Below are 19,039 nucleotides of genomic sequence, written 5' to 3' on the forward strand. Positions count from 1 at the left end.
CGCAACCCTGGCCGTTCCCTGAGATCGCCCCTGAGAAGGTGCCGTATATCGTGTCGCGACACAGCACAGCAGGGGAACCGGAGGGCTTCGGGGTGGATGGGTCAGTGCCCGGGCAGGCGGCGTCCGGTCAGTGGCAGGACCACGGCCGGCTGGTCGCCGGGCGGTACCGCCTCGTCGACCGCATAGGCCGCGGCGGCATGGGCACGGTCTGGCGCGCCCAGGACGAGCTGCTCGACCGTCAGGTCGCGCTGAAGCAGCTGCACGTCTCGCCGTATCTGGACGACGACGAGCTCGCCACGCTCTACGAGCGCACCCGCCGCGAGGCCCGCAGCGCCGCCCGGATCACCCACCCCAACGTCGTCGTCGTGCACGACGTGGTCGACGACCACGGCCTGCCCTGCATCGTCATGGAGTACGTGCCCTCGAAGACGCTCGGCGACGTCCTCAGGCACGGGACCATCACCCCGGAGGAGGCCGCCCGCATCGGCCGCGGCATGATCGCGGCGCTCCGCGCGGCCCACGCGGCCGGGGTGCTCCACCGCGACGTGAAGCCGGGCAACGTGCTGCTCGGCGACGACGGCCGGGTCGTCCTCACCGACTTCGGCATAGCCCAGTCCACCGGCACCTCCACCCTCACCAAGACCGGCGAGATGGTCGGCTCGATCGACTACATCGCGCCCGAGCGGGTCAAGGGCGCCAAGCCCGGGCCCGCCTCCGACCTGTGGGCGCTCGGCGCGACGCTGTACCAGGCCCTGGAGGGCCGCCCGCCGTTCCGCAAGGACACGGCCGTCGAGACGGCCTACGCGATCGCCATGGACCCCCTGGAGCCGCCGCGCAACGCGGGCGAGCTCACCCGGCTCATCGAGACCCTGCTCGCCAAGGACCCGGCCGTACGGCCCCCGGCCGACCTGGCCGAGCAGATCCTGCGCGAACCGGCGGCCGAGGCGGACACGGCGCACATGTCCGCGCACACCTCCGCTGCCTCCGTCCCCGAGCCCCGCCCCGCCGCGCCCGCGGCCGCGCGCTGGGACGACCTGCCGGACCGCGGCACCATGACGGCGACCGCCGCCACGGCCGCCACCACTCCTGCCGCGCCCGCCGCCCCTGCCGCCCCCGCCGTCCCCGCCCAGGCGACGGGCCCCGCGGCCGACGCCGCCACCAACGCCCCCGGCGACCAGAGCCGTTGGCGGCCCTGGCGGTTCCGCATGTCCAACGACGTCTGGGGCACGCCCACCGTCGCCGGCGAGCTGCTGTACGTCACGTCGTTCGAGGTGCACGCCCTCGACGTGGCCACCGGGCGGCGCCAGTTCAAGACCCGGGACGTGGCCTGGGCGATGGCCGTCACCGACGGGCGCATCCACGCCTCCGACGGCCCCACGCTCTACGCCCTGGATGCGGCCGACGGCGCCGAGCGCTGGCGCCTCGCCACCGACGGCTGGGTCTACTCCCTGCGGGCCGACCGCGGCACGGTCGTCACAGGCACCCGCGGCGGCGGCGTCCAGGCCTGGGAGGCCGCCAACGGCGAGCTGCTGTGGGAGATGGGCGGCGCCCAGACCGACTTCGAGACGCCCGACTGCGGGCCGCTCGTCCACGACGGCGTGGTCTACGTCTGGGCCGACGCCCGGCTGCGGGCCCTGGAAGCCCGTACCGGCGCCGAGCGCTGGTCGTACCCGGTGGGCGACACCGCCTCCTGCGGCGGCGTGCCCGTACGGCTCCTGGCCGGCCCCGACGGCGTCGTGTACGTCGCCGCGGGCACGCGCGTGCTGGCCATCGACGTGGCGCGCGGTGACGTGCGCTGGCGCTTCGAGGCGCCCGCCGTGTTCCTCAGCCCGCCGGCCTTCGCCCCCGGCCCCGCCGTCACCGGAGGCGGCGTCTACATCGCCGACTACCTGGGCACCGTCTACGCCCTGGACGCCGCCACCGGCCGCGACCGCTGGCGCATCGCCACCGAAGCCCGGCAGTCCACGGAGCCGGTGCTGGTCACGGCGGGCTCCGTCCATCTGGGCAGCGGCGGCGCGCTCTACACGCTCGACGCGGTCACCGGCACGCCGAAGTGGCGGTTCGCCGCCGGCGGCGACGTGGTGGGCTCCCCGGTCATCGCCGACGGTCGCATCCACTTCGGCTCCGCCGACCACTGCCTGTACACGGTGGACGCGGCGGGCGGCCAGCTGCGGTGGAAGCTCGCCACTGGCGGTGAGATCACGGGCTCGCCGGTGGCGGCGGGCGGAGTGGTGTACGCGTGCAGCAAGGACCGCTGCGTGTACGCGCTGGACGCGGCCAAGGGCACGGGGATGACGTCGCGCCGCTGACGGTGCGGGGGCGTGGCGGTTCGCGTTCGCCAACGCGGGGCGGTGGCCCGCGGTGCGGTGGGTCGGTGCGGGTCGTGTGTGGCTGGTCGCGCAGTTCCCCGCGCCCCTGAGGGGCGTGGGGAGGTCCGTCCGGTGCTGCGGCTGCGGGGCGTGCGTGGTTGGTCGCGCCTGCGTCGCTACGGAGGGCATCTCAGCGCAGGCGGTGGTTCCGGTCCCGGGAGGTGAACAGCTTTGCTTGTTCCTCCTGGGGCAGGTTGCCCAGGGAGATCAGGTGCGGCGCGAGGGAGAGGGCTCGTTCGCGGGTCGCTTCCTTCGCCGCCCACAGCGCCCGCACCGTGCCCTGGACCGCCTCCGTCGGGCACGCCGCGATGACGGCGGCCGCGCGCAACGCCGCGGCCACGGCTTCCCCGGGCGCGGTCAGCTCGGAGACGAGACCGATCTCGTACGCGCGCCGTGCGGAGAGCCGCTCGGCGGTGCCCATCAGGGCCAGGCGGGCGGCCTCCCCGAAGGGCATGCGCTGCGCCATGTGGACCGTCTCGTACGCGCTGACCATGCCGTACGTCGTGTGCGGGTCGAAGAAGGCGGCGTTCTCGGCGGCCACGATGAACTCGGCCTCGCCGAGGAGGTAGAACGCCCCGCCGCACGCCATTCCGCCGACCGCTGCGACGACCGGCTTCCACAGGTCGGCCGACTTGGGGCCGATGGTGCGCAAGGGGTCGTCCAGCGAGTAGGGCGAGCCCGGCTGGGGGACGTCGGCGGAACGGTCGATGCCGGTGCAGAAGGCCCGGTCGCCGGCGCCGGTCAGTACGACGGCGCGGACGGTGTCGTCGAAGCGGAAGCGGCGCCACACGTCGGTGAGTTCGGCGGCAGCCGCCAGGTCGAGGGCGTTGTGCCGCTCGGGCCGGTCGAGGGTGACGAGCGCGACGCCGTCCGTGCGTACCTCCGCCCGCACGCCCGAGCCGCCGCCGCTGCCGGCGTTGCCATTGCCGCCGCTCCCGCTGCCGCTCATGACGTCGCCCCCAGCAGCCATCGCGGCACGGTGAAGCCGCCGGGGAGCCGGGCGAAGGTGACGCGCACGGGAGCGCCGATGTAGAGCTGCTCGGGGTCCACGGAGTCGATGTCCGCGCCCGGCGCCGCCACGAGGTTGCCGACGAGGCGGATGCGCGGGGCCTCGGCCAGCTCCACGACCACCACGTTGTACGGGGCCCGCGCGGCGTAGGCGGGCAGGAGCGGCGGGTGGGGCAGGACGTACGACCAGATGCGGCCGCGGCCACTCATCCGCTGCCACTCGTTGTCGAAGGACTGGCAGCGCGGACAGCACGGGCGCGGCGGGAACCGCAGCTCACGGCAGAGGCAGCAGGCCTGGACGCGGAGTTCGCCGCGGGCCGCGAACTCCCAGAAGGGCGCGCCGTCCTCGTCGGGCTCGGGCAGCAGGGGCCCGTTGTCAGTGGTGCCCCTCATCATGGAGGACATGAGCTCAACTCCTCAGCAGGAGAGCCGATGTGGGGACGCCCTCGCCCGCCGTGACCAGGCAGGTCGAGGCGCCGGGCACCTGCGCGGTGGAGGTGCCGCGCAGTTGCCGGACGCCTTCGGTGATGAGGTTGAAGCCGTGCACGTAGGCCTCGCTGAGCCCGCCGCCGCCGGTGTTCAGCGGGAGCCGGCCGCCGAGTTCGAGGGCGCCGTCCTCGGTGAAGGCCGCGCCCTCGCCGCGGCCGCAGAAGCCGTAGCCCTCCAGGGAGAGCGGGATGAGGGGGGTGAAGGCGTCGTAGATCTGGGCGACGTCGATGTCGGCGGGGCCGAAGTCGGCCGTCTTCCACAGCTGCCGGGCGGCGGTCCAGGAGGGGCCGGTGAGCGGGTCGTCGTTCCAGTAGTTGACCATGCCGTGGTGCTGGGCGGGCAGCCCCTGCGCGGCCGAGTGCACGTAGACGGGGGAGCGGCGGCAGTCGCGGGCCCGGTCGGCGGAGACGACGACGCAGGCCAGGGCGCCGTCCGTCTCCAGACAGTTGTCGTAGAGGCAGAGCGGTTCGCTGATCCAGCGCGAGGTCATGTAGGTGTCGCGGGTGAGCGGGCGCCCGTGCATCACGGCGGCCGGGTTCAGGGAGGCGTGACGGCGGCAGGCGTGGGCGACGTTGAAGAAGTGTTCGCGGGTGGCCCCGTACTCGTGCATGTAGCGGCGGGCCAGCATGGCGATCTCGTCGGCCGGGCGGATCAGCCCGTACGGGCGGCTCCACTGCGCGGGGGTGGGGAGCTGCGTCCGGGTGTTGCGCCAGGGGCGGGGGCCGGAGCCGCGCTTGCGGGAGCGCCAGGCGACGCCGACGGACGCCTGCCCGGTGGCGATCGCCATGGCGAGGTGGGCGACGGTCGCGCAGGAGGCGCCGCCGCCGAAGCCGGTCCTGGCGAAGAAGGTCACGTCGCCCGCGCCGATGGACTTGGCGATCTCGACCTCGTCGGTCTCCTCCATGGTGTAGGAGGCGAGAGCGTCGACCTGGGAAGGGGGGATGCCCGCGTCGTCGAGCGCGGCGAGGATCGCACGGCAGGCCAGGGACTTCTCCGAGGCTTCGAGCCGGCGGGCGAAGGGGGTCTGACCTATGCCGACGATCGCGGTGGCGTCCTTGAGCGCCGGTGAACCCCTGCGTGCCGGGGGAGGTGCGGGTGTCGTGCTCTTCGTCGCCCTTGCCGCCATCGTCGCCTCCGCGCTCCGGTCGATCCCCTCGTCACCTACGGCACCGGCCCGTCCGCTGTTGCTACTGCCTCTACTGCCGTTGCTGCCCTTGCTGCCGGTGAAGTTGCTGCTGCCGCTCCTGGCGCCGTCGCTGCTGCATTCGCTCCTGCCGCCGCCGTTGCCGCCGCCGTTGCCGCCGCTGTTGGCGTCCCTGCTGCTCCTGCCGTTGCTACCGCTGCGTCCCCTGCTGACAGCGCGGAAGGGTATCGCTAATCTGACGAACAGTCAGCATTGGGCCGGCCGGGGCGGCGGGGAGGGCACGCGATGCGCGGAGACCTGGAGTTCATGTCCCTTCCCCGGCTGGTCCGCACGGCGGCCGCGCGCCACGGCGACCGCGAGGCCGTGGTCGAGGGCCGGACCAGGATCGGCTACGAGCAGCTCGCCGCCCGCATCGAGCGGGCCGCCGCCGGGTGCCTCGCGGCGGGCGTCGAGGCCGGCGACCGCGTGGCCGTCTGGGCGCCGAATACCCTCGACTGGATCGTCTCCGCCCTGGGCGCCGTCACGGCCGGCGCGGTCCTCGTCCCGGTCAACACCCGGCTCAAGGGTGCCGAGGCCGCCCACGTGCTCGGGCGCACCCGGGCGAAGCTGCTCTTCGTCACCGGCACCTTCCTGGGCACGTCCTACGTCGCCGCGCTGCGGCGGGCCGCGGGCGGCGCGCCCGCGGCCCGGGACCGCGGCCGCGCCCATAGGCGGAGTCGTGCGGGGGAGGCGGGGGAGGGGGAGGTCCCCCTGCCCGGGCTGCCGCACCTGGAGCAGGTCGTCGTGCTGGCCGAGGACGCGCCGTCGGCCTCCGGTTTCCGGACGTGGAAGGAGTTCGTCGCCGCCGGGGACGCGGTGCCGGCCTGGGCCGTACGGGCACGGGCGAACGCCATCAGCCCCGACGCTCCCTCGGACATCATCTTCACCTCCGGCACCACGGGTGAGCCCAAGGGCGTGGTCGTCACCCACGCCCAGACCCTGCGTACCTTCGGCTCCTGGTGCGACCTCGCGGGGCTGCGGAGAGGAGACCGCTATCTGATCGTCAACCCGTTCTCGCACACCTTCGGCTACAAGGCCGGGGTGCTGGCCTGCCTCATGCGCGGCGCGGTGATGGTGCCGCAGGCCGTCTTCGCGGTGGACACGGTGCTGGCCGGCATCGCGGCGGAGCGCATCACCGTGCTGCCCGGCCCGCCCACCCTCCTCCAGGCGCTCCTCGACCACGCGGCCCGGCCGGCGTGCGCACTGTCGTCACTGCGGCTGGTGGTGACGGGAGCGGCGGCCGTGGATCCGCGGCTGGTCGAGCGGCTGCAGACGGAGGCCGGCATTCCCACGGTGCTGACGGCCTACGGGATGAGCGAGGCCACCGGTGTCGTCACCATGTGCCGGCGCCACGACCCCGCCGAGGTCGTCTCGCGCACCGCGGGCCGGGCCCTGCCGGACACCGAGGTCAGGGTGGCCGGAGCCGACGGGAAGGCGCTGCCGTCCGGCAGCCCGGGGGAGATCCTGGTGCGCGGCTACCAGGTCATGTCCGGCTACTTCGAGGATCCGCGGGCCACGGCGGAGGCCGTCGACGGGGACGGCTGGCTGCACACCGGCGACATCGGCGTGCTGGACGACGAGGGCAACCTGCGGATCACCGACCGGGTCGGGGACATGTTCGTGGTCGGGGGCTTCAACGTGTACCCGGCGGAGGTGGAGCGGCTGCTCGCCCGGCATCCCGGCATAGCCGAGGCCGCCGTCGTGGGCGTGCCGGACCAGCGGCTGGGCGAGGTCGGCAGGGCCTACGTGGTCCGCAGGGACGGGGCCCCCGCGCTTTCCGCGGACGAGCTGATCGCCTGGGCGCGGCGCGAGATGGCCGCGTACAAGGTGCCGCGCGAGGTGGAGTTCGTCCCGGGGCTCCCGCGGAACGCCTCCGGCAAGGTGGTCAAGGGCGGACTGCGGCCGCCCGGCGGAACGAAGGGCCGGTGAAGGGGGATGATCAGGGGGAACGGCGGCGCGGCCCCCGGCGCCGTACGGGGCGGGGAGCGAAGATGGCCCTCGGAGCCCCGAGCGTGAACGAGGTGGATGCGATGCCGCTGTCCGTCGAAGAGCGTGAGAAATTCCTGGCCGGCCCCCACGTGGCGGCCGTCGCCGTCGAAGCGGGCGGGGGACGCGGACCGGTGAACGTGCCCGTCTGGTATGTCTACCGTCCGGGCGGTGAGGTCGTGCTGGTCACCGGCCGCGCCTCCCGCAAAGCGCAGCTCATTGCCGATGCCGGGCGATTCACGCTCTTGGTGGACCAGACGTCTCCGACGTACCGGTACGTCTCCGTCGAAGGCGAGCTCGTGTCGCTCGAAACGGCGACGGAGGAGCTGGCGAGGGAGATCGCTGTCCGTTACCTGCCGACGGAAGCGGCAGTGGACGCGCACCTGGAGAGGATCATGGCCGACCCGGAGGCGGTCGTGGCGATCAGGATGCGGCCGCGCCACTGGCACTCGGCCGACCTGGGCCGCGCGAGCTGACCGGCAGGGCCGGCGCAGCGGCCGGGCCTAGCGAGCCGCTGAGGCGGCGTCGAAGCCGGCCCGGATGGTGCCGTGGTCGTCGCTGACGAGTGTGCCGTGATCGTCGCGGGCGAACGTGCCGTGGTCGTCACGACCGCCTGTGCCGTGGTCGTCTCCGCCACCCGTGCCGTGGTCGTCGTTGACGAACGTGCCGTGATCGTCACGACCGCCCGTGCCGTGGTCGTCCCCCGGAGAGCCTGCGTGGTCATCCCCCGGAGTGCCCGCGTGGTGGTCCGCCGGGGCGTCCGCGTGGTCGCCGATCGGGTGCGCGAGCCGCACCAGGCCGGCCGATGTCGCCGTGGTCAGGTGGTCGTCGGCGGCTGCGGGGCCTGCCGCGGCCATGGCCCCGGCGGCCGCCATGGCGGTCATCGCGGCTATGACGAGGGCTTTCTTCGTGCGCATGGTCGTGCCGTTCATTTCCGACTCCTCTGATTCGGGGGTGTGATGCAGTGGTGGTGCATGTGTCGGCGAAGTTAGCGGGTGAGGACGACTGCGTCCGCCGTTCGGACCGAAGTGCAGGCACGAACTCCGGTCCTCTTTCGTGCAGTTCGGCGCCGTTGGGCGCATGACTGCAGGGGTCGGCGTCGACGGCTTCCCCTCCGCGCTGCCGACGCCGGCCCCTGACAGTCCCCCGTTGGACATCCCTGTTCAGTTGTTGTGCGTTCAGTTGTTTTGCACGTTCCCCCGTTGCTTTCCCTCGTTGCTTTTCCCCTGTTGCTTCCCCCGTTGTTCTTCGTTGTTCTTTTGTCTCTTCAGTTGTTGTGCGTCTTGCGTTCCCCCGTGCATTCCCCCGTGCGGTGGCGCCTTTCTCCCCGTCCGACGCCCCCCGTGCTGCTCATGCGTCGGACGACCCCCGTTGGAAATCCCCCGTGATCCCCCGTTGGAATTCCCCCGTCGTGTGTTCCCCCGTACGTTTCCCCCGTCGTGCGTCTTCCCGGGTGCGTCCCCTGTGGATCTTCCTCCCCCGGAACGCTTCCCCGTCGTGCTCTCCCCCTGAGCCCCCGGCCGGGGAATTCCTGCCCGCCGATGTTTCCGGCCAGAAATCCCCCGCCCCGGGAGCCCGATCAGATCAGCCCGGTTTTGGGCTTGTCCCCCGTGGTGTGGTCGTCCATGACGACCCTGTCCTCACCCGGTAGGGGTTTTTTCTTCTTCAGGACGTTCTTGTCCTTGAGGGCGACGGGCTCACCGATGGTGGCGTGGTCGTCCGGCGGCGGCGCGAACTGCTGCCCCGCTGCGAACGTGCCTCCGGTGGTGTGGTCGTCCTGCGGTGTGGCCACGCCTGGCGTGAGCTTGCGCTCGTCGCTCATAGCGATCAACTCCGATGGGTCGGTGCGAGTCGTTTGGCGTGAGGGGTTGGTGCTGGGATGCAGAACCCGCCCGGCGACTCCCCCGATGGCCGCCGGACGGGGACTGGGGCTGATCACCCCTGAGGTGAGGCCTCACCTACGACCCGTCTGCCCCCCGACGCGACGGATCGACAGGACTCAGACTGCCCTGTCGCGATAAACGATCGATGAACGGGCACGTGACAGCGTTTTTCCGGGCGGTTCCACGGCCGTTCCGTGCCGGTTCCACGGCCGTTCCGTGCCGGTTCGCGGCCGTTCCACGGCCGCTCCGGACCGGTTCCGCTTCCGTCCGGAGTGACGCACGCCACCCCGGAGCCGGCCCTGAAGCCCACCCCGGAGCCCACCCCGGAGCTCAACCCGAAGTCCACCCCGGAGCCCGCCGAGCCTGCCCGGCCCGCTCCTTGCTCGCTACCCCGGACCGCAGGGTTCCACCCACCGCCCGGCAGCCCGCTCCTGTCCGGGCCGGATCGGGACCGGAGCCCCGACCCGCCCCCTACGCCGCCGGCACCAGCGACAGCAGCCTTCGTACCTCCGTCGCTTCCGGTGCTCCCAGCTGCTCGTAGACCGCCAGTGCCTCCGTCCAGCAGGCGCGCGCCCGGCCCGGCTGCCCCAGCGCGTCGAGCGAGCGCCCCAGCACGGTCAGGATGTTGCTGCGCCGCCACTCCCCGCCGATGCCGCGGATCTTCAGCGCCTGCTCGGCGTGGTGGGCCGCGGCGGTCGGCCGGCCGGCCGCGAGGTGGACCTCGGCCAGCCGGTAGTGGGTCATGGCCTCCCACAGCCGCTGCCGGTTGTCGACGAAGATCGACAGGGCGTTGTCGAGCTGCCGCAGCGCTTCGTCGAAGCGCCGTGCGTGGGTGAGGGCCATGCCGTACGAGTACAGGCCGTTCGCCAGCCGCCAGCTGACCTTGTTCTCGCGGTAGATGGCGATGGCCTGCTCCACGAGCTCGATGGCCGAATCGATACGCCCGGTGTCGAGGTGGACCCGGGCGAGGTTGCTGAGGGCGCTCGCCTCGCACGGCCGGTTGCCGTCCGCGCGGAAGCACTCCAGCGCCTGCTCGATGTAGGCCTCGGCGTCCTCGTAACGATGCTGGTAGGTGGCGATGATGCCGCGGTTGTTGGAGGCGTACCCGCACGGAATGGGGTCCTCCGTGGCGCGGCCGAGGAGGACGGCGTGCAGGGCGTGCTCGTCCGCCTGGCCGAAGCGGCCGGCGAGGCTGTGCACGTGCGTCAGGACGGTGCGCGCGCGGCCCTCGGCCCGGGCGTCCCCCGCCGCCTGCGTGGCGGCCAGCAGCGCCGTCGCGGCCTGCTCGTAGAGGCGGGAGTCGGCGCCGGACTCGGCGAGGTCCTTGGCCGCCAGCAGCAGGTCGACGGCCCGGCGCAGGGTGTCGCCGGTGGCGGACGCGTGCTGCCGGACGCAGGCCAGCAGGCACCCGGCCTCGGCGAAGAGCCAGTCGGCCGCCGCCGCTTGGTCGGTGAAGACGAGCCCCGGGTGGGAGGTGGGCGTCAGGTGGGCGAGGAGCTGGTCGCCGGGGCGCTCCAGCACGTACACGCCGGCCGCCGTCGCCAGGTAGAAGTCGAGCAGCCGGGAGAGGGCTGCGGCGCCTTCTCCGGGTGGGTACTCGTCCCGCTCCGCGCATGCACGCGCGTAGAGGCGGACGAGGTCGTGGTAGCGGTACCGGCCGGGTGCGGCGGACTCCAGCAGGGACGTGTCGACGAGCGATTCCAGGAGCTCTTCGGTCGCGTCCAGGTCCAGGTCCAGGACGGCCGCGGCGGCGGCCAGGGAGATGTCCGGGCCGTCCGCGAGGCCCAGCAGCCGGAAGGCGCGGGCCTGGCCGGGCTCCAGCTGGCCGTAGCCCAGTTCGAAGGTGGCCTTGACGGCGAGGTCGCCGGCGCGCAGCTCGTCGAGGCGGCGCCGCTCGTCACCGAGCTTGCGGGCCAGCACGGACACGGTCCACGTCCGGCGGGCGGCGAGGCGGGAGGCGGCGATGCGGATGGCGAGCGGCAGGAAGCCGCAGGCCGCGACGACGTCCATCGCCGCGTCGCGCTCGGTCTCCACGCGCTCGGTGCCGACGATGCGGGTGAACAGCACCAGCGCCTCGTCCGGGCTCATCACGTCCAGGTCGACGAGGTGGGCCCCGGCGAGGCCCACCATGCGCGTGCGGCTCGTGACGAGGGCGGCGCAGCCCTCCGTGCCGGGCAGCAGCGGGCGGACCTGGGCGGCGTCCCGGGCGTTGTCGAGCAGGGCGAGGACGCGGCGGCCGTCGAGGGTGGAGCGGAAGAGCGCGGACCGTTCCTGCACCCCCTCCGGAATGGCGGCGTCCGGGATGCCGAGGGCGCGCAGGAACGATCCGAGCACTGCTTCGGGCTCGGCGGGCAGCGGCCCCGCGCCCTGCAGGTCCACGTACAGCTGCCCGTCCGGGAAGTGGTGCCGGGCGGCGTGCGCGACGTGCACCGCCAGCGTCGTCTTGCCGACGCCGCCGATGCCGGCGACCGCCGACACCGCCATGACCCGGCCGTCGCACGTCGCGAGCTGGTCGCCGAGCTCGTCCACGAAGGCGGCGCGCCCGGTGAAGTCGGAGACCGTCGCGGGCAGCTGCGCGGGCCGGATGAAGGCGGGCCCGGCGCAGGGCCGGTCGTCCGGGACGAAGGGCAGGGCGAGGTCGGCGTCGGCGTTGAGGATGCGCTGCTGGAGCTCGGAGAGCTCGGGGCACGGGTCGACGCCCAGCTCGTCGGCGAGGAGCCGGCGCGTGTCGGCGTAGACGGCGAGGGCCTCGGCCTGCCGGCCGCTGCGGTAGAGGGCGAGCATCAGCAGTTCGCGCAGCCGCTCGCGCAGCGGGTGGGCGGCGGTGAGGGCCGTCAGCTCCGAGACCGCCTCGGCGTGGCTGCCCACCTCCAGGTCCAGGTCCAGCCGGGTCTCGATGAGGGAGAGCCGCCACTCCTCCAGGCGCGTGCGCTGCGTCTCCGCGTACGGGCCGGGGAGGCCGGCCAGCGGCTCGCCGTCCCACACGCCGAGGGCCTCGTTGATGAGGTCGCGGGCGCGGTGGCGGTCGCCGGAGGCGCGCGTTTTCTCCGCCTCGGTCACGAGGTGCTCGGCCCGGTCGATGTCCAGGCAGCCGAGGCCGATCCGGACGGCGTACCCCCCGGACTCGCTGACCAGAACGTCGGCGTCCCGGCCGAAGGCCTTGCGCAGGCGCGAGGCGTACGTGCGCAGCGCGGCGAGGGCGGCGTGCGGCGGTTCGTCGCCCCACAGCGCGTCCACCAGCTCGGGCGCGGTGGCGGTCCGGCCGCCGCGCAGCAGCAGGGCCGCGAGGAGCGCCCGCTGCTGCGGCGAGCCGGTGTTCAGCAGTTCCCTGCCGCGGCGGGCCCGGACGGGCCCGAGCACGGTGAATCGGAGCTGCTGCCCGTGCCCTGTGTCGCCGGCCATGGTGACCCCCTGCTTGTCCCGCTCGGTCGCACGGCCAGTCTGCCTTGTCAGGGGGCTCTGCGTCAGCAGGGGTCCGGCCTCTCCACAAGGCCTGCCGAAGTCCGCCCCACGCCTGCTGCGGCGGCTTGCTGACGAAGTGTCAGATCGTCGCTAACGTGTCAGCCATGGAGAGCATCCCCCGCATCATCTCGGTGGACGATCACACGGTCGAGCCTCCTCACGTCTGGTCGGACCGGCTACCGGCGAAGTTCCGCGACGTCGGGCCGCGGATCGTGCGCGCGCCCGTGAAGGAGCTGACCTTCGTCGGCGGAAGGTTCACTCCCGTCATGGGCGCCCCCGGCGACGACGGGCCGGAGGCGGACTGGTGGATCTATGAGGATTTGCACCGTCCGCTCACACGGCTGGATACCGCCGTCGGATACTCCAGAGATGAGGTCAGGCTGGAGGGGATCACGTACGAGCAGATGCGGCCCGGTTCCTTCAGCGTCCCGGAACGACTGGCCGATATGGACCGCAACCATGTCCAGTCCGCGCTCTGCTTCCCCACCTTCCCGCGCTTCTGCGGGCAGACCTTCACCGAGGCCGCGGACCGCGAACTCGCCCTCCTCGGCGTCCGCGCGTACAACGACTGGATGGTGGAGGAGTGGTGCGGCCCGGAGGCGCACGGCCGCCTCATCCCCCTCGGCATCGTCCCCCTGTGGGACGCCGGGCTGGCCGCCGCCGAGGTCCGCCGCAACGCCGCGCGCGGCGTGCGCGCCGTCTGCTTCTCCGAAATACCCCCGCACCTCGGCCTCCCCTCCGTCCACACCGACGCCTGGGACCCCTTCCTGCGCGCCTGCGCCGAGACCCGCACCGTCATCGCCATGCACATCGGCTCCTCCTCGCGCATGCCGTCCACCTCGGCCGACGCGCCGCCCGCCGTCGGCTCCGTCATCACCTTCGCCAACTGCTGCTTCTCGCTCGCAGACTGGCTGATGTCCGGCGCCTTCGAACGCTTCCCGGACCTGCGGATCATGTACGCCGAGGGGCAGATCGGCTGGATCCCGTACGTCCTGGAGCGCGCGGACGTCACCTGGGAGCAGAACCGCGCCTGGGGCGGCGTCGCGGACAAGGTCCGGCGGCCGCCCTCCGAGCTGTTCGCCGAGCACGTCCACGGCTGCTTCTTCGACGACGCCTTCGGCCTGCGCAGCCTCGACGCGATCGGCGCCGGAAACGTCCTCTACGAGACCGACTACCCGCACTCCGACTCCACCTGGCCGCGCTCGAAGGAGGTCGCGGAGCGGCAGATGGGGCACCTGCCGCCGGACGTCGTCGAGCGCATCGTCCGCGGCAACGCGATCGACCTGCTGGGGCTCACGGAGGAAGGGCTGTGGGCGCATGCCGCGGGGTGAGGAACCTCCGCCGGCCGCCGGCCTGCAGGTGCTGCCCCCGGGCCGCCTCTCCTACGGCATGCAGCTCCCCGTCACCTCCCTCAGCACCCTCTACGCCGAGCCGTGGGAGGTCGAGGCCGGCCCCGCCGAGCTGCGGCGGATCGCCCGCGCGGCCGACCGGCTCGGCTTCGCGTACGTCGCCACCTGCGACCACGTCGCCGTCCCCGTGCGCCTGGCCGCCGCCATGGGCACCGTCTGGTACGACCCGGTGGCCACCCTCGCCCACCTCGCCGCCGTCACCGGGCGCGTCCTGCTGCTCAGCCACGTCGCCGTGGCCGCGCTGCGGCACCCGCTCGCGCTCGCCAAGCAGTACGCGACCGTCGACCGGCTCGCGGACGGGCGGCTCGTCCTCGGGGTGGGGGCCGGGCACGTCCGGGAGGAGTTCGCGGCGCTCGGCGTCGACTACGGGCGGCGCGGCGCGATCCTGGACGAGACGCTCGACGCGCTCAAGGCGGCGCTCGGACCGGCCGAGTTCCCGCGGTTCAGCGGCCGCCGCTTCGCCTTCGAGGGCCTCGGCCAGGCGCCCCGGCCCGTCCGCACGCCGCGCCCGCCGCTGTGGGTCGGCGGCTCCTCGCCCGCTGCGCTGCGCCGGGCGGCGCTCCGGGGCGACGGCTGGCTGTCCCAGGGCGACCGCCGCGACGAGCTGCCGCAGCGCGTCGCCGAGCTGCGGCGGCTGCGCGAGGAGGCGGGCCGGGACGGGCCCTTCGCGGTCGGGGCGATCTCCGAGGCGCTGTACGTCGGGAGCCCGGCCTGGGACACCGGCGGCCGGACGCTGACCGGGGAGCCGGAGGCGCTCGCGGAGTCGCTGCGGGCGTACCGGGCGATGGGCGTGGACCAGATACAGGTGCGGTTCCGCTCGCGCGACGCGGCCGAACTCCTCGATCAGATGGAGGCGTTCGCGGAATCAGTTGCTCCGCTCCTCAGCGGGTAGTCCGAAGGGCAGGTGCAGGCGCACAGGCGGTAGGGGCGACAGAGGCGGACGACAGAGAGGGGCATCATGGGCAAGCTCGACGGCCGTGTCGTGCTCGTCACGGGCGCGGCGCGCGGACAGGGCGAGCAGGAAGCGCGGTTGTTCGCCGCGGAGGGCGCGAAGGTCGTCCTCGCGGACGTCCTCGACGAGCAGGGCCGCGCCGTGGCGAAGGAGCTGGGCGCCGACGTGGCGCGCTACGTCCACCTCGACGTCGGTGAGGAGGCGGACTGGCCGGCGGCGATCGCGGCCGCCAAGGAGGCGTTCGGCTCGCTGGACGGACTCGTCAACAACGCCGGGATCCTGCGCGCTCGTCCGCTGGTCGACACGCCCCTGCAGGAGTTCGTGGAGGTCTGCCGCGTCAACCAGCTCGGCACGTTCCTCGGCATGCGGGCGGCCGCGCCCGAGCTGATCGCGGCGGGCGGCGGCACGATCGTCAACACATCGTCGGTCGCCGCCCTCTCCGGCTTCCTCCTCCTCTCCTCCTACTCGGCCTCGAAGGCCGCCGTCCTCGCCATGACCCGCGTGGCGGCGCTGGAGCTGGCGTCCAAGGGCGTGCGCGTCAACGCCATGTGCCCGGGCGCGATCGACACCCCCATGACCGACCCGGTCGCCTCGGGTTCCTCAACCGGCCCTGCCGCCCCTGCCGGCCCCGCCGACCCCGCGGAGCGGGCAGGCGCCGCGGAGCGGGCCGCCGCGTTCTACCGGAAGGCGGTGCCCATGGGTCGGATCGGCCGCCCGGAGGAGATCGCGCGGCTCGCGCTCTACCTGACGGCGGAGGACTCCTCGTACGCGACCGGGCAGCATTTCGTGGCGGACGGCGGGTGGATCGCCGGGGTGCCGCTGGGTTCCTGAGGGCGTGGGCGCCCCGGGGCCGGGAGGCCGCGGCCGTGACGGCCCACGGCGTCTTGACGCCGCCGGGGGCCGGTGCCAGAGTCTCAGCAGCCAGCGATCTGACGATTCGTCAGAAGATGTTGCTTCAGAAGGCGTTGCGTCAGAACTCGGAAAACCTGAACGGACGGACGGTGAACCTCCGTGGAATTCGGGATCTTCGTGCAGGGATACGTTCCGGCGAGCCGGCGGCGGGACGATCCACGGGCCGAGCACCACGCGCTGATGGAGGAGACCGAGTACGTCATCCAGGCCGACAAGTCCGGCTTCAAGTACGCCTGGGCCTCCGAGCACCACTTCCTGGACGAGTACTCGCACCTCTCCGCCAACGACGTCTTCCTCGGCTACCTCGCGCACGCGACCGACCGCATCCACCTCGGCTCCGGCATCTTCAACCCGCTGCCGCAGGTCAACCACCCGGTCAAGGTCGCCGAGAAGGCCGCCATGCTCGACCACCTCTCCCGCGGCCGCTTCGAGTTCGGCACCGGGCGGGGCGCGGGCAGCCACGAGATCCTCGGGTTCCTGCCGGGCATCACCGACATGGACCGCACCAAGGAGATCTGGGAGGAGACGATCGCCGAGTTCCCCCGGATGTGGCTGCAGGAGGAGTACCCCGGCTTTCAGGGGAAGCACTGGTCCCTGCCGCCGCGCAGGGTGCTCCCGAAGCCGTACGGGCCCGCGCACCCCGCCATGTGGTACGCGGCCGGGTCGCCCTCCTCGTACGCGATGGCGGCGCGCAAGGGGCTCGGCGTCCTCGGCTTCAGCGTGCAGAAGGTCGCCGACATGGAGTGGGTCGTCGACTCGTACAAGACGGCGATCGCGGGGGCCGAGCCCGTCGGCGCGTACGTCAACGACAACGTCATGGTCACGTCCACGGCCGTCTGCGCGGAGACGCACGCGAAGGCCGTGGAGATCGCGGCCGCGGGCGGGCTGCACTACCTCCAGTCGCTGCTCTTCCGCTATCACGACACGTTCCCCCGCCCCGAGGGCATACCGCGCTGGCCGGAACTCCTGCCCGAGTACACCGAGGAGGTCATCGAGCTCCTCATCGCCGAGGAGCTGATGATCTGCGGCGACCCGGACGAGGTGTTCCAGCAGTGCAAGCGGTGGGAGCAGGCGGGCGCGGACCAGCTGTCGTTCGGGCTGCCGGTCGGCGTGCCGTACGAGGACACGATGCGGACCATCCGGCTGATCGGGGAGCACGTCATCCCGAAGATCGACACGGATCCGGTGCACCGCACGACGCGCCTGCGGCGGGCGGCGGAGCGCTGAGGGCCCCCTTTCCGGGGCGCCCCCTTCGCGCGGCGGATTCCCCGTGCACCGGGGCGGCGGCCTCCCGGATCCGCCGCCCCGGCCTCCGGCGGCTCGTCGTGTACGGGTCTGCTCCGGTAGCGGGCATTCCGCCGGACCCTCGCCGTCGCGGCACGTCGCCGTTGCGGCGGGAGGGTTCTCCGGGCCCTTCGTGCTCGTTCGTCTCGTGCCCGTCCGTCCGCGCAGGCAGTTCCGCGCAGCGATTCCGCGTAGGTAACGGTGACCGACAGCAAAGGTGACCTGCCATGCTCGACCACCTCATCAGACGCGCCACCGTCATCGACGGCACCGGAGCCCCCTCCTACGCCGCCGACATCGGCATCCGGGACGGGCGCATCGCCCTGATCCGCCGCCGCTCGCCGTCCCCCGTGCAGGCCGGCGGCCGGGTGGGGGAGCGGGCCCGGACCGAGGAGGACGCCTCCGGCCTCGTCCTCGCCCCCGGCTTCGTCGACCCGCACACCCACTACGACGCCCAGCTCTTCTGGGACCCGTACGCGACCCCGTCCCTCAGCCACGGCGTCACCACGGTCGTCGGCGGCAACTGCGGCTTCAGCCTCGCGCCCCTGAACCCCGCGCGGCCCGCCGACGCCGACTACACGCGGCGCATGCTCAGCAAGGTCGAGGGCATGTCGCTCGCCGCCCTGGAGGAGGGCGCGCCCTGGAACTGGTCGTCCTTCGGGGAGTACCTGGGCGCGCTGGACGGGCGGATAGCCGTCAACGCCGGGTTCATGGCCGGGCACTGCGCCCTGCGCCGCTGCGCGATGGGCCCGGACGCCGTCGGCGGGCAGCCCGACGCGGGGCAGCTGCGGCACATGACCGCCCTCCTGCACGAGGCCATGGAGGCGGGTGCCTGGGGCCTGTCCACCACGCAGTCGACCACCCACTCCGACGGCGACGGCCGCCCCGTGGCATCCCGGCACGCGACGCCCGCCGAGCTGCTCGCGCTCGCGGCGGCCGTCGGCAAGCACGAGGGCACCCAGATCGAGGCGATCGTCCCGGGCTGCCTCGACCGCTTCGACGACGACGAGATCGACCTGCTGACGGAGCTGAGCACGGCCGCCGGCCGCCCCCTCAACTGGAACGTCCTCACCGTCGACGCCGCCGAGCCCGGGCGCGTGCCCCGCCAGCTCGCCGCGAGCGAGCGGGCCCGCGCCGCCGGTGGCCGCATCGTCGCCCTGACGATGCCCATCCTCACGCCCATGAACATGTCCCTGGGCGCCTTCTGCGCGCTGAACCTCATCCCCGGCTGGGGCGAGATCCTCTCCCTGCCCGTACCGCACCGCATCACCGCCCTGCGCGACGCGGCCGTCCAGGCGGACATGCTGCGCCGCGCCCGCAGCCCCGAGGCGGGCGTCTTCCGCCGCCTGACCGGCTTCGAGCGGTACGTGATCGGTGACACGTACGCCAAGGAGAACGACGGCCTGACCGGGCGGACGGTCGCTGACATCGCCGCCGAGCGCGGCCTGGACCCCTTCGCGTGCCTGGTGGAGATCTGCGCGGCCGACGAACTGCGCACCGTCCTGTGGCCGACGCCCACGGACGACGACCCCGCCAGCTGGGAGCTGCGCCGGAGCACGTGGGAACACCCCGACGTGCTGCTGGGCGGCTCCGACGCGGGGGCGCACCTGGACCGGATGTGCGGCGCCCCGTACACGACGCGCTTCCTCGGCGACTGCCTGCGCGGCCGCAAGCTGGTGCCGGTCGAGCGCGCCGTGCGGATGCTGACGGACGACCCGGCGCGCCTGTTCGGCCTGCGCGGCCGCGGCCGCATCGCCGAGGGGTACGCGGCCGACCTCGTCCTCTTCGACCCCGGCCGCATCGACGCCGGCCCGGCCACGCTCGTCCACGACCTGCCGGGCGACGGGCCGCGGCTGGACTCGCGGGCGGTGGGCGTGGTGAGCGTACGGGTCAACGGGGTGGAGACGGTGCGGCACGACGTGGTGACGGGGGCGCTGCCGGGGACGGTGCTGCGGTCGGGGAGGGACACGGAGACGGTGGGGACGGGAAATTTTTGAAACGGGACAAAAGGGGTGGGGGTGCGGTTCCCGCACTCAGGGGAATTGCTCGTGCGGCCTTGAAGTTACCGGCCGTAACGACGAGAGCGCCTTCATTTGCCAGGG

Annotated in this window: 14 protein-coding genes; 8 read left to right on the top strand and 6 right to left on the bottom strand. The window is 73.3% G+C overall.

Going from position 1 to position 19,039, the window contains the following annotated elements:
* Positions 1-104: 104 nt before the first annotated feature.
* Positions 105-2,309 carry a serine/threonine-protein kinase gene (locus B7P34_RS11830; RefSeq protein WP_223267755.1) on the top strand — a complete coding sequence of 735 codons (2,205 nt, stop codon included), beginning with the start codon at positions 105-107 and terminating at the stop codon, positions 2,307-2,309.
* Between the two features lie 190 nt (positions 2,310-2,499).
* On the opposite strand, the gene B7P34_RS11835 is transcribed toward B7P34_RS11830, so the two are convergent.
* The 3 genes from B7P34_RS11835 to B7P34_RS11845 are packed head-to-tail and all read right to left on the bottom strand — an operon-like array spanning position 2,500 to position 4,992.
* Complete coding sequence (locus tag B7P34_RS11835; protein WP_223267756.1) at positions 2,500-3,339, bottom strand: enoyl-CoA hydratase/isomerase family protein; 840 nt, start codon at positions 3,337-3,339, stop codon at positions 2,500-2,502.
* Entirely contained in the window at positions 3,315-3,782 is a 468-nt protein-coding gene (locus B7P34_RS11840; protein WP_189382703.1) for a Zn-ribbon domain-containing OB-fold protein, read from the bottom strand. The genes B7P34_RS11835 and B7P34_RS11840 overlap by 25 nt, the downstream gene beginning before the upstream one ends.
* A 4-nt stretch (positions 3,783-3,786) precedes the next feature.
* A complete protein-coding gene (locus tag B7P34_RS11845; protein WP_106675808.1) occupies positions 3,787-4,992 on the bottom strand; it encodes a lipid-transfer protein in 1,206 nt (401 codons plus the stop codon).
* Positions 4,993-5,295: 303 nt separating this feature from the next.
* On the opposite strand from B7P34_RS11845, the gene B7P34_RS11850 reads away from it, so the two are divergent.
* A complete protein-coding gene (locus B7P34_RS11850; protein WP_106675809.1) occupies positions 5,296-6,978 on the top strand; it encodes an AMP-binding protein in 1,683 nt (560 codons plus the stop codon).
* Between the two features lie 62 nt (positions 6,979-7,040).
* A complete protein-coding gene (locus tag B7P34_RS11855) occupies positions 7,041-7,511 on the top strand; it encodes a pyridoxamine 5'-phosphate oxidase family protein (protein WP_223267757.1) in 471 nt (156 codons plus the stop codon).
* 27 nt (positions 7,512-7,538) lie between these two features.
* On the opposite strand, the gene B7P34_RS39355 is transcribed toward B7P34_RS11855, so the two are convergent.
* The 3 genes from B7P34_RS39355 to B7P34_RS11870 form a co-directional block, all read right to left on the bottom strand.
* Positions 7,539-7,967, bottom strand: a complete 429-nt coding sequence (locus B7P34_RS39355) for a hypothetical protein (protein ID WP_106675810.1) — start codon at positions 7,965-7,967, stop codon at positions 7,539-7,541.
* A gap of 647 nt (positions 7,968-8,614) precedes the next feature.
* A complete protein-coding gene (locus tag B7P34_RS11865; protein WP_106675811.1) occupies positions 8,615-8,857 on the bottom strand; it encodes a hypothetical protein in 243 nt (80 codons plus the stop codon).
* 532 nt (positions 8,858-9,389) lie between these two features.
* The gene (locus B7P34_RS11870) at positions 9,390-12,320 is read right to left on the bottom strand and encodes an AfsR/SARP family transcriptional regulator (protein WP_106675812.1); all 2,931 of its coding nucleotides are present in this window, start codon (positions 12,318-12,320) and stop codon (positions 9,390-9,392) included.
* A gap of 164 nt (positions 12,321-12,484) precedes the next feature.
* On the opposite strand from B7P34_RS11870, the gene B7P34_RS11875 reads away from it, so the two are divergent.
* From B7P34_RS11875 to B7P34_RS11895, 5 genes are all read left to right on the top strand, one after another.
* Positions 12,485-13,711, top strand: coding sequence for an amidohydrolase family protein (locus B7P34_RS11875; protein WP_106675813.1), 1,227 nt, complete (start codon positions 12,485-12,487; stop codon positions 13,709-13,711).
* Complete coding sequence (locus tag B7P34_RS11880; RefSeq protein ID WP_106675814.1) at positions 13,698-14,681, top strand: TIGR03619 family F420-dependent LLM class oxidoreductase; 984 nt, start codon at positions 13,698-13,700, stop codon at positions 14,679-14,681. The genes B7P34_RS11875 and B7P34_RS11880 overlap by 14 nt, the downstream gene beginning before the upstream one ends.
* Before the next feature lie 66 nt (positions 14,682-14,747).
* Entirely contained in the window at positions 14,748-15,572 is an 825-nt protein-coding gene (locus tag B7P34_RS11885; protein ID WP_106675815.1) for an SDR family NAD(P)-dependent oxidoreductase, read from the top strand.
* Positions 15,573-15,752: 180 nt separating this feature from the next.
* Positions 15,753-16,880 (top strand): LLM class flavin-dependent oxidoreductase, encoded by a 1,128-nt coding sequence (locus tag B7P34_RS11890; protein WP_106675816.1) that lies wholly within the window; start codon positions 15,753-15,755, stop codon positions 16,878-16,880.
* Positions 16,881-17,164: 284 nt separating this feature from the next.
* Positions 17,165-18,934, top strand: a complete 1,770-nt coding sequence (locus B7P34_RS11895; protein ID WP_106675817.1) for an N-acyl-D-amino-acid deacylase family protein — start codon at positions 17,165-17,167, stop codon at positions 18,932-18,934.
* Positions 18,935-19,039 lie beyond the last annotated feature (105 nt).

This window comes from Streptosporangium nondiastaticum, from assembly GCF_003011965.1.
Taxonomy (GTDB): domain Bacteria; phylum Actinomycetota; class Actinomycetes; order Streptomycetales; family Streptomycetaceae; genus Streptomyces; species Streptomyces nondiastaticus.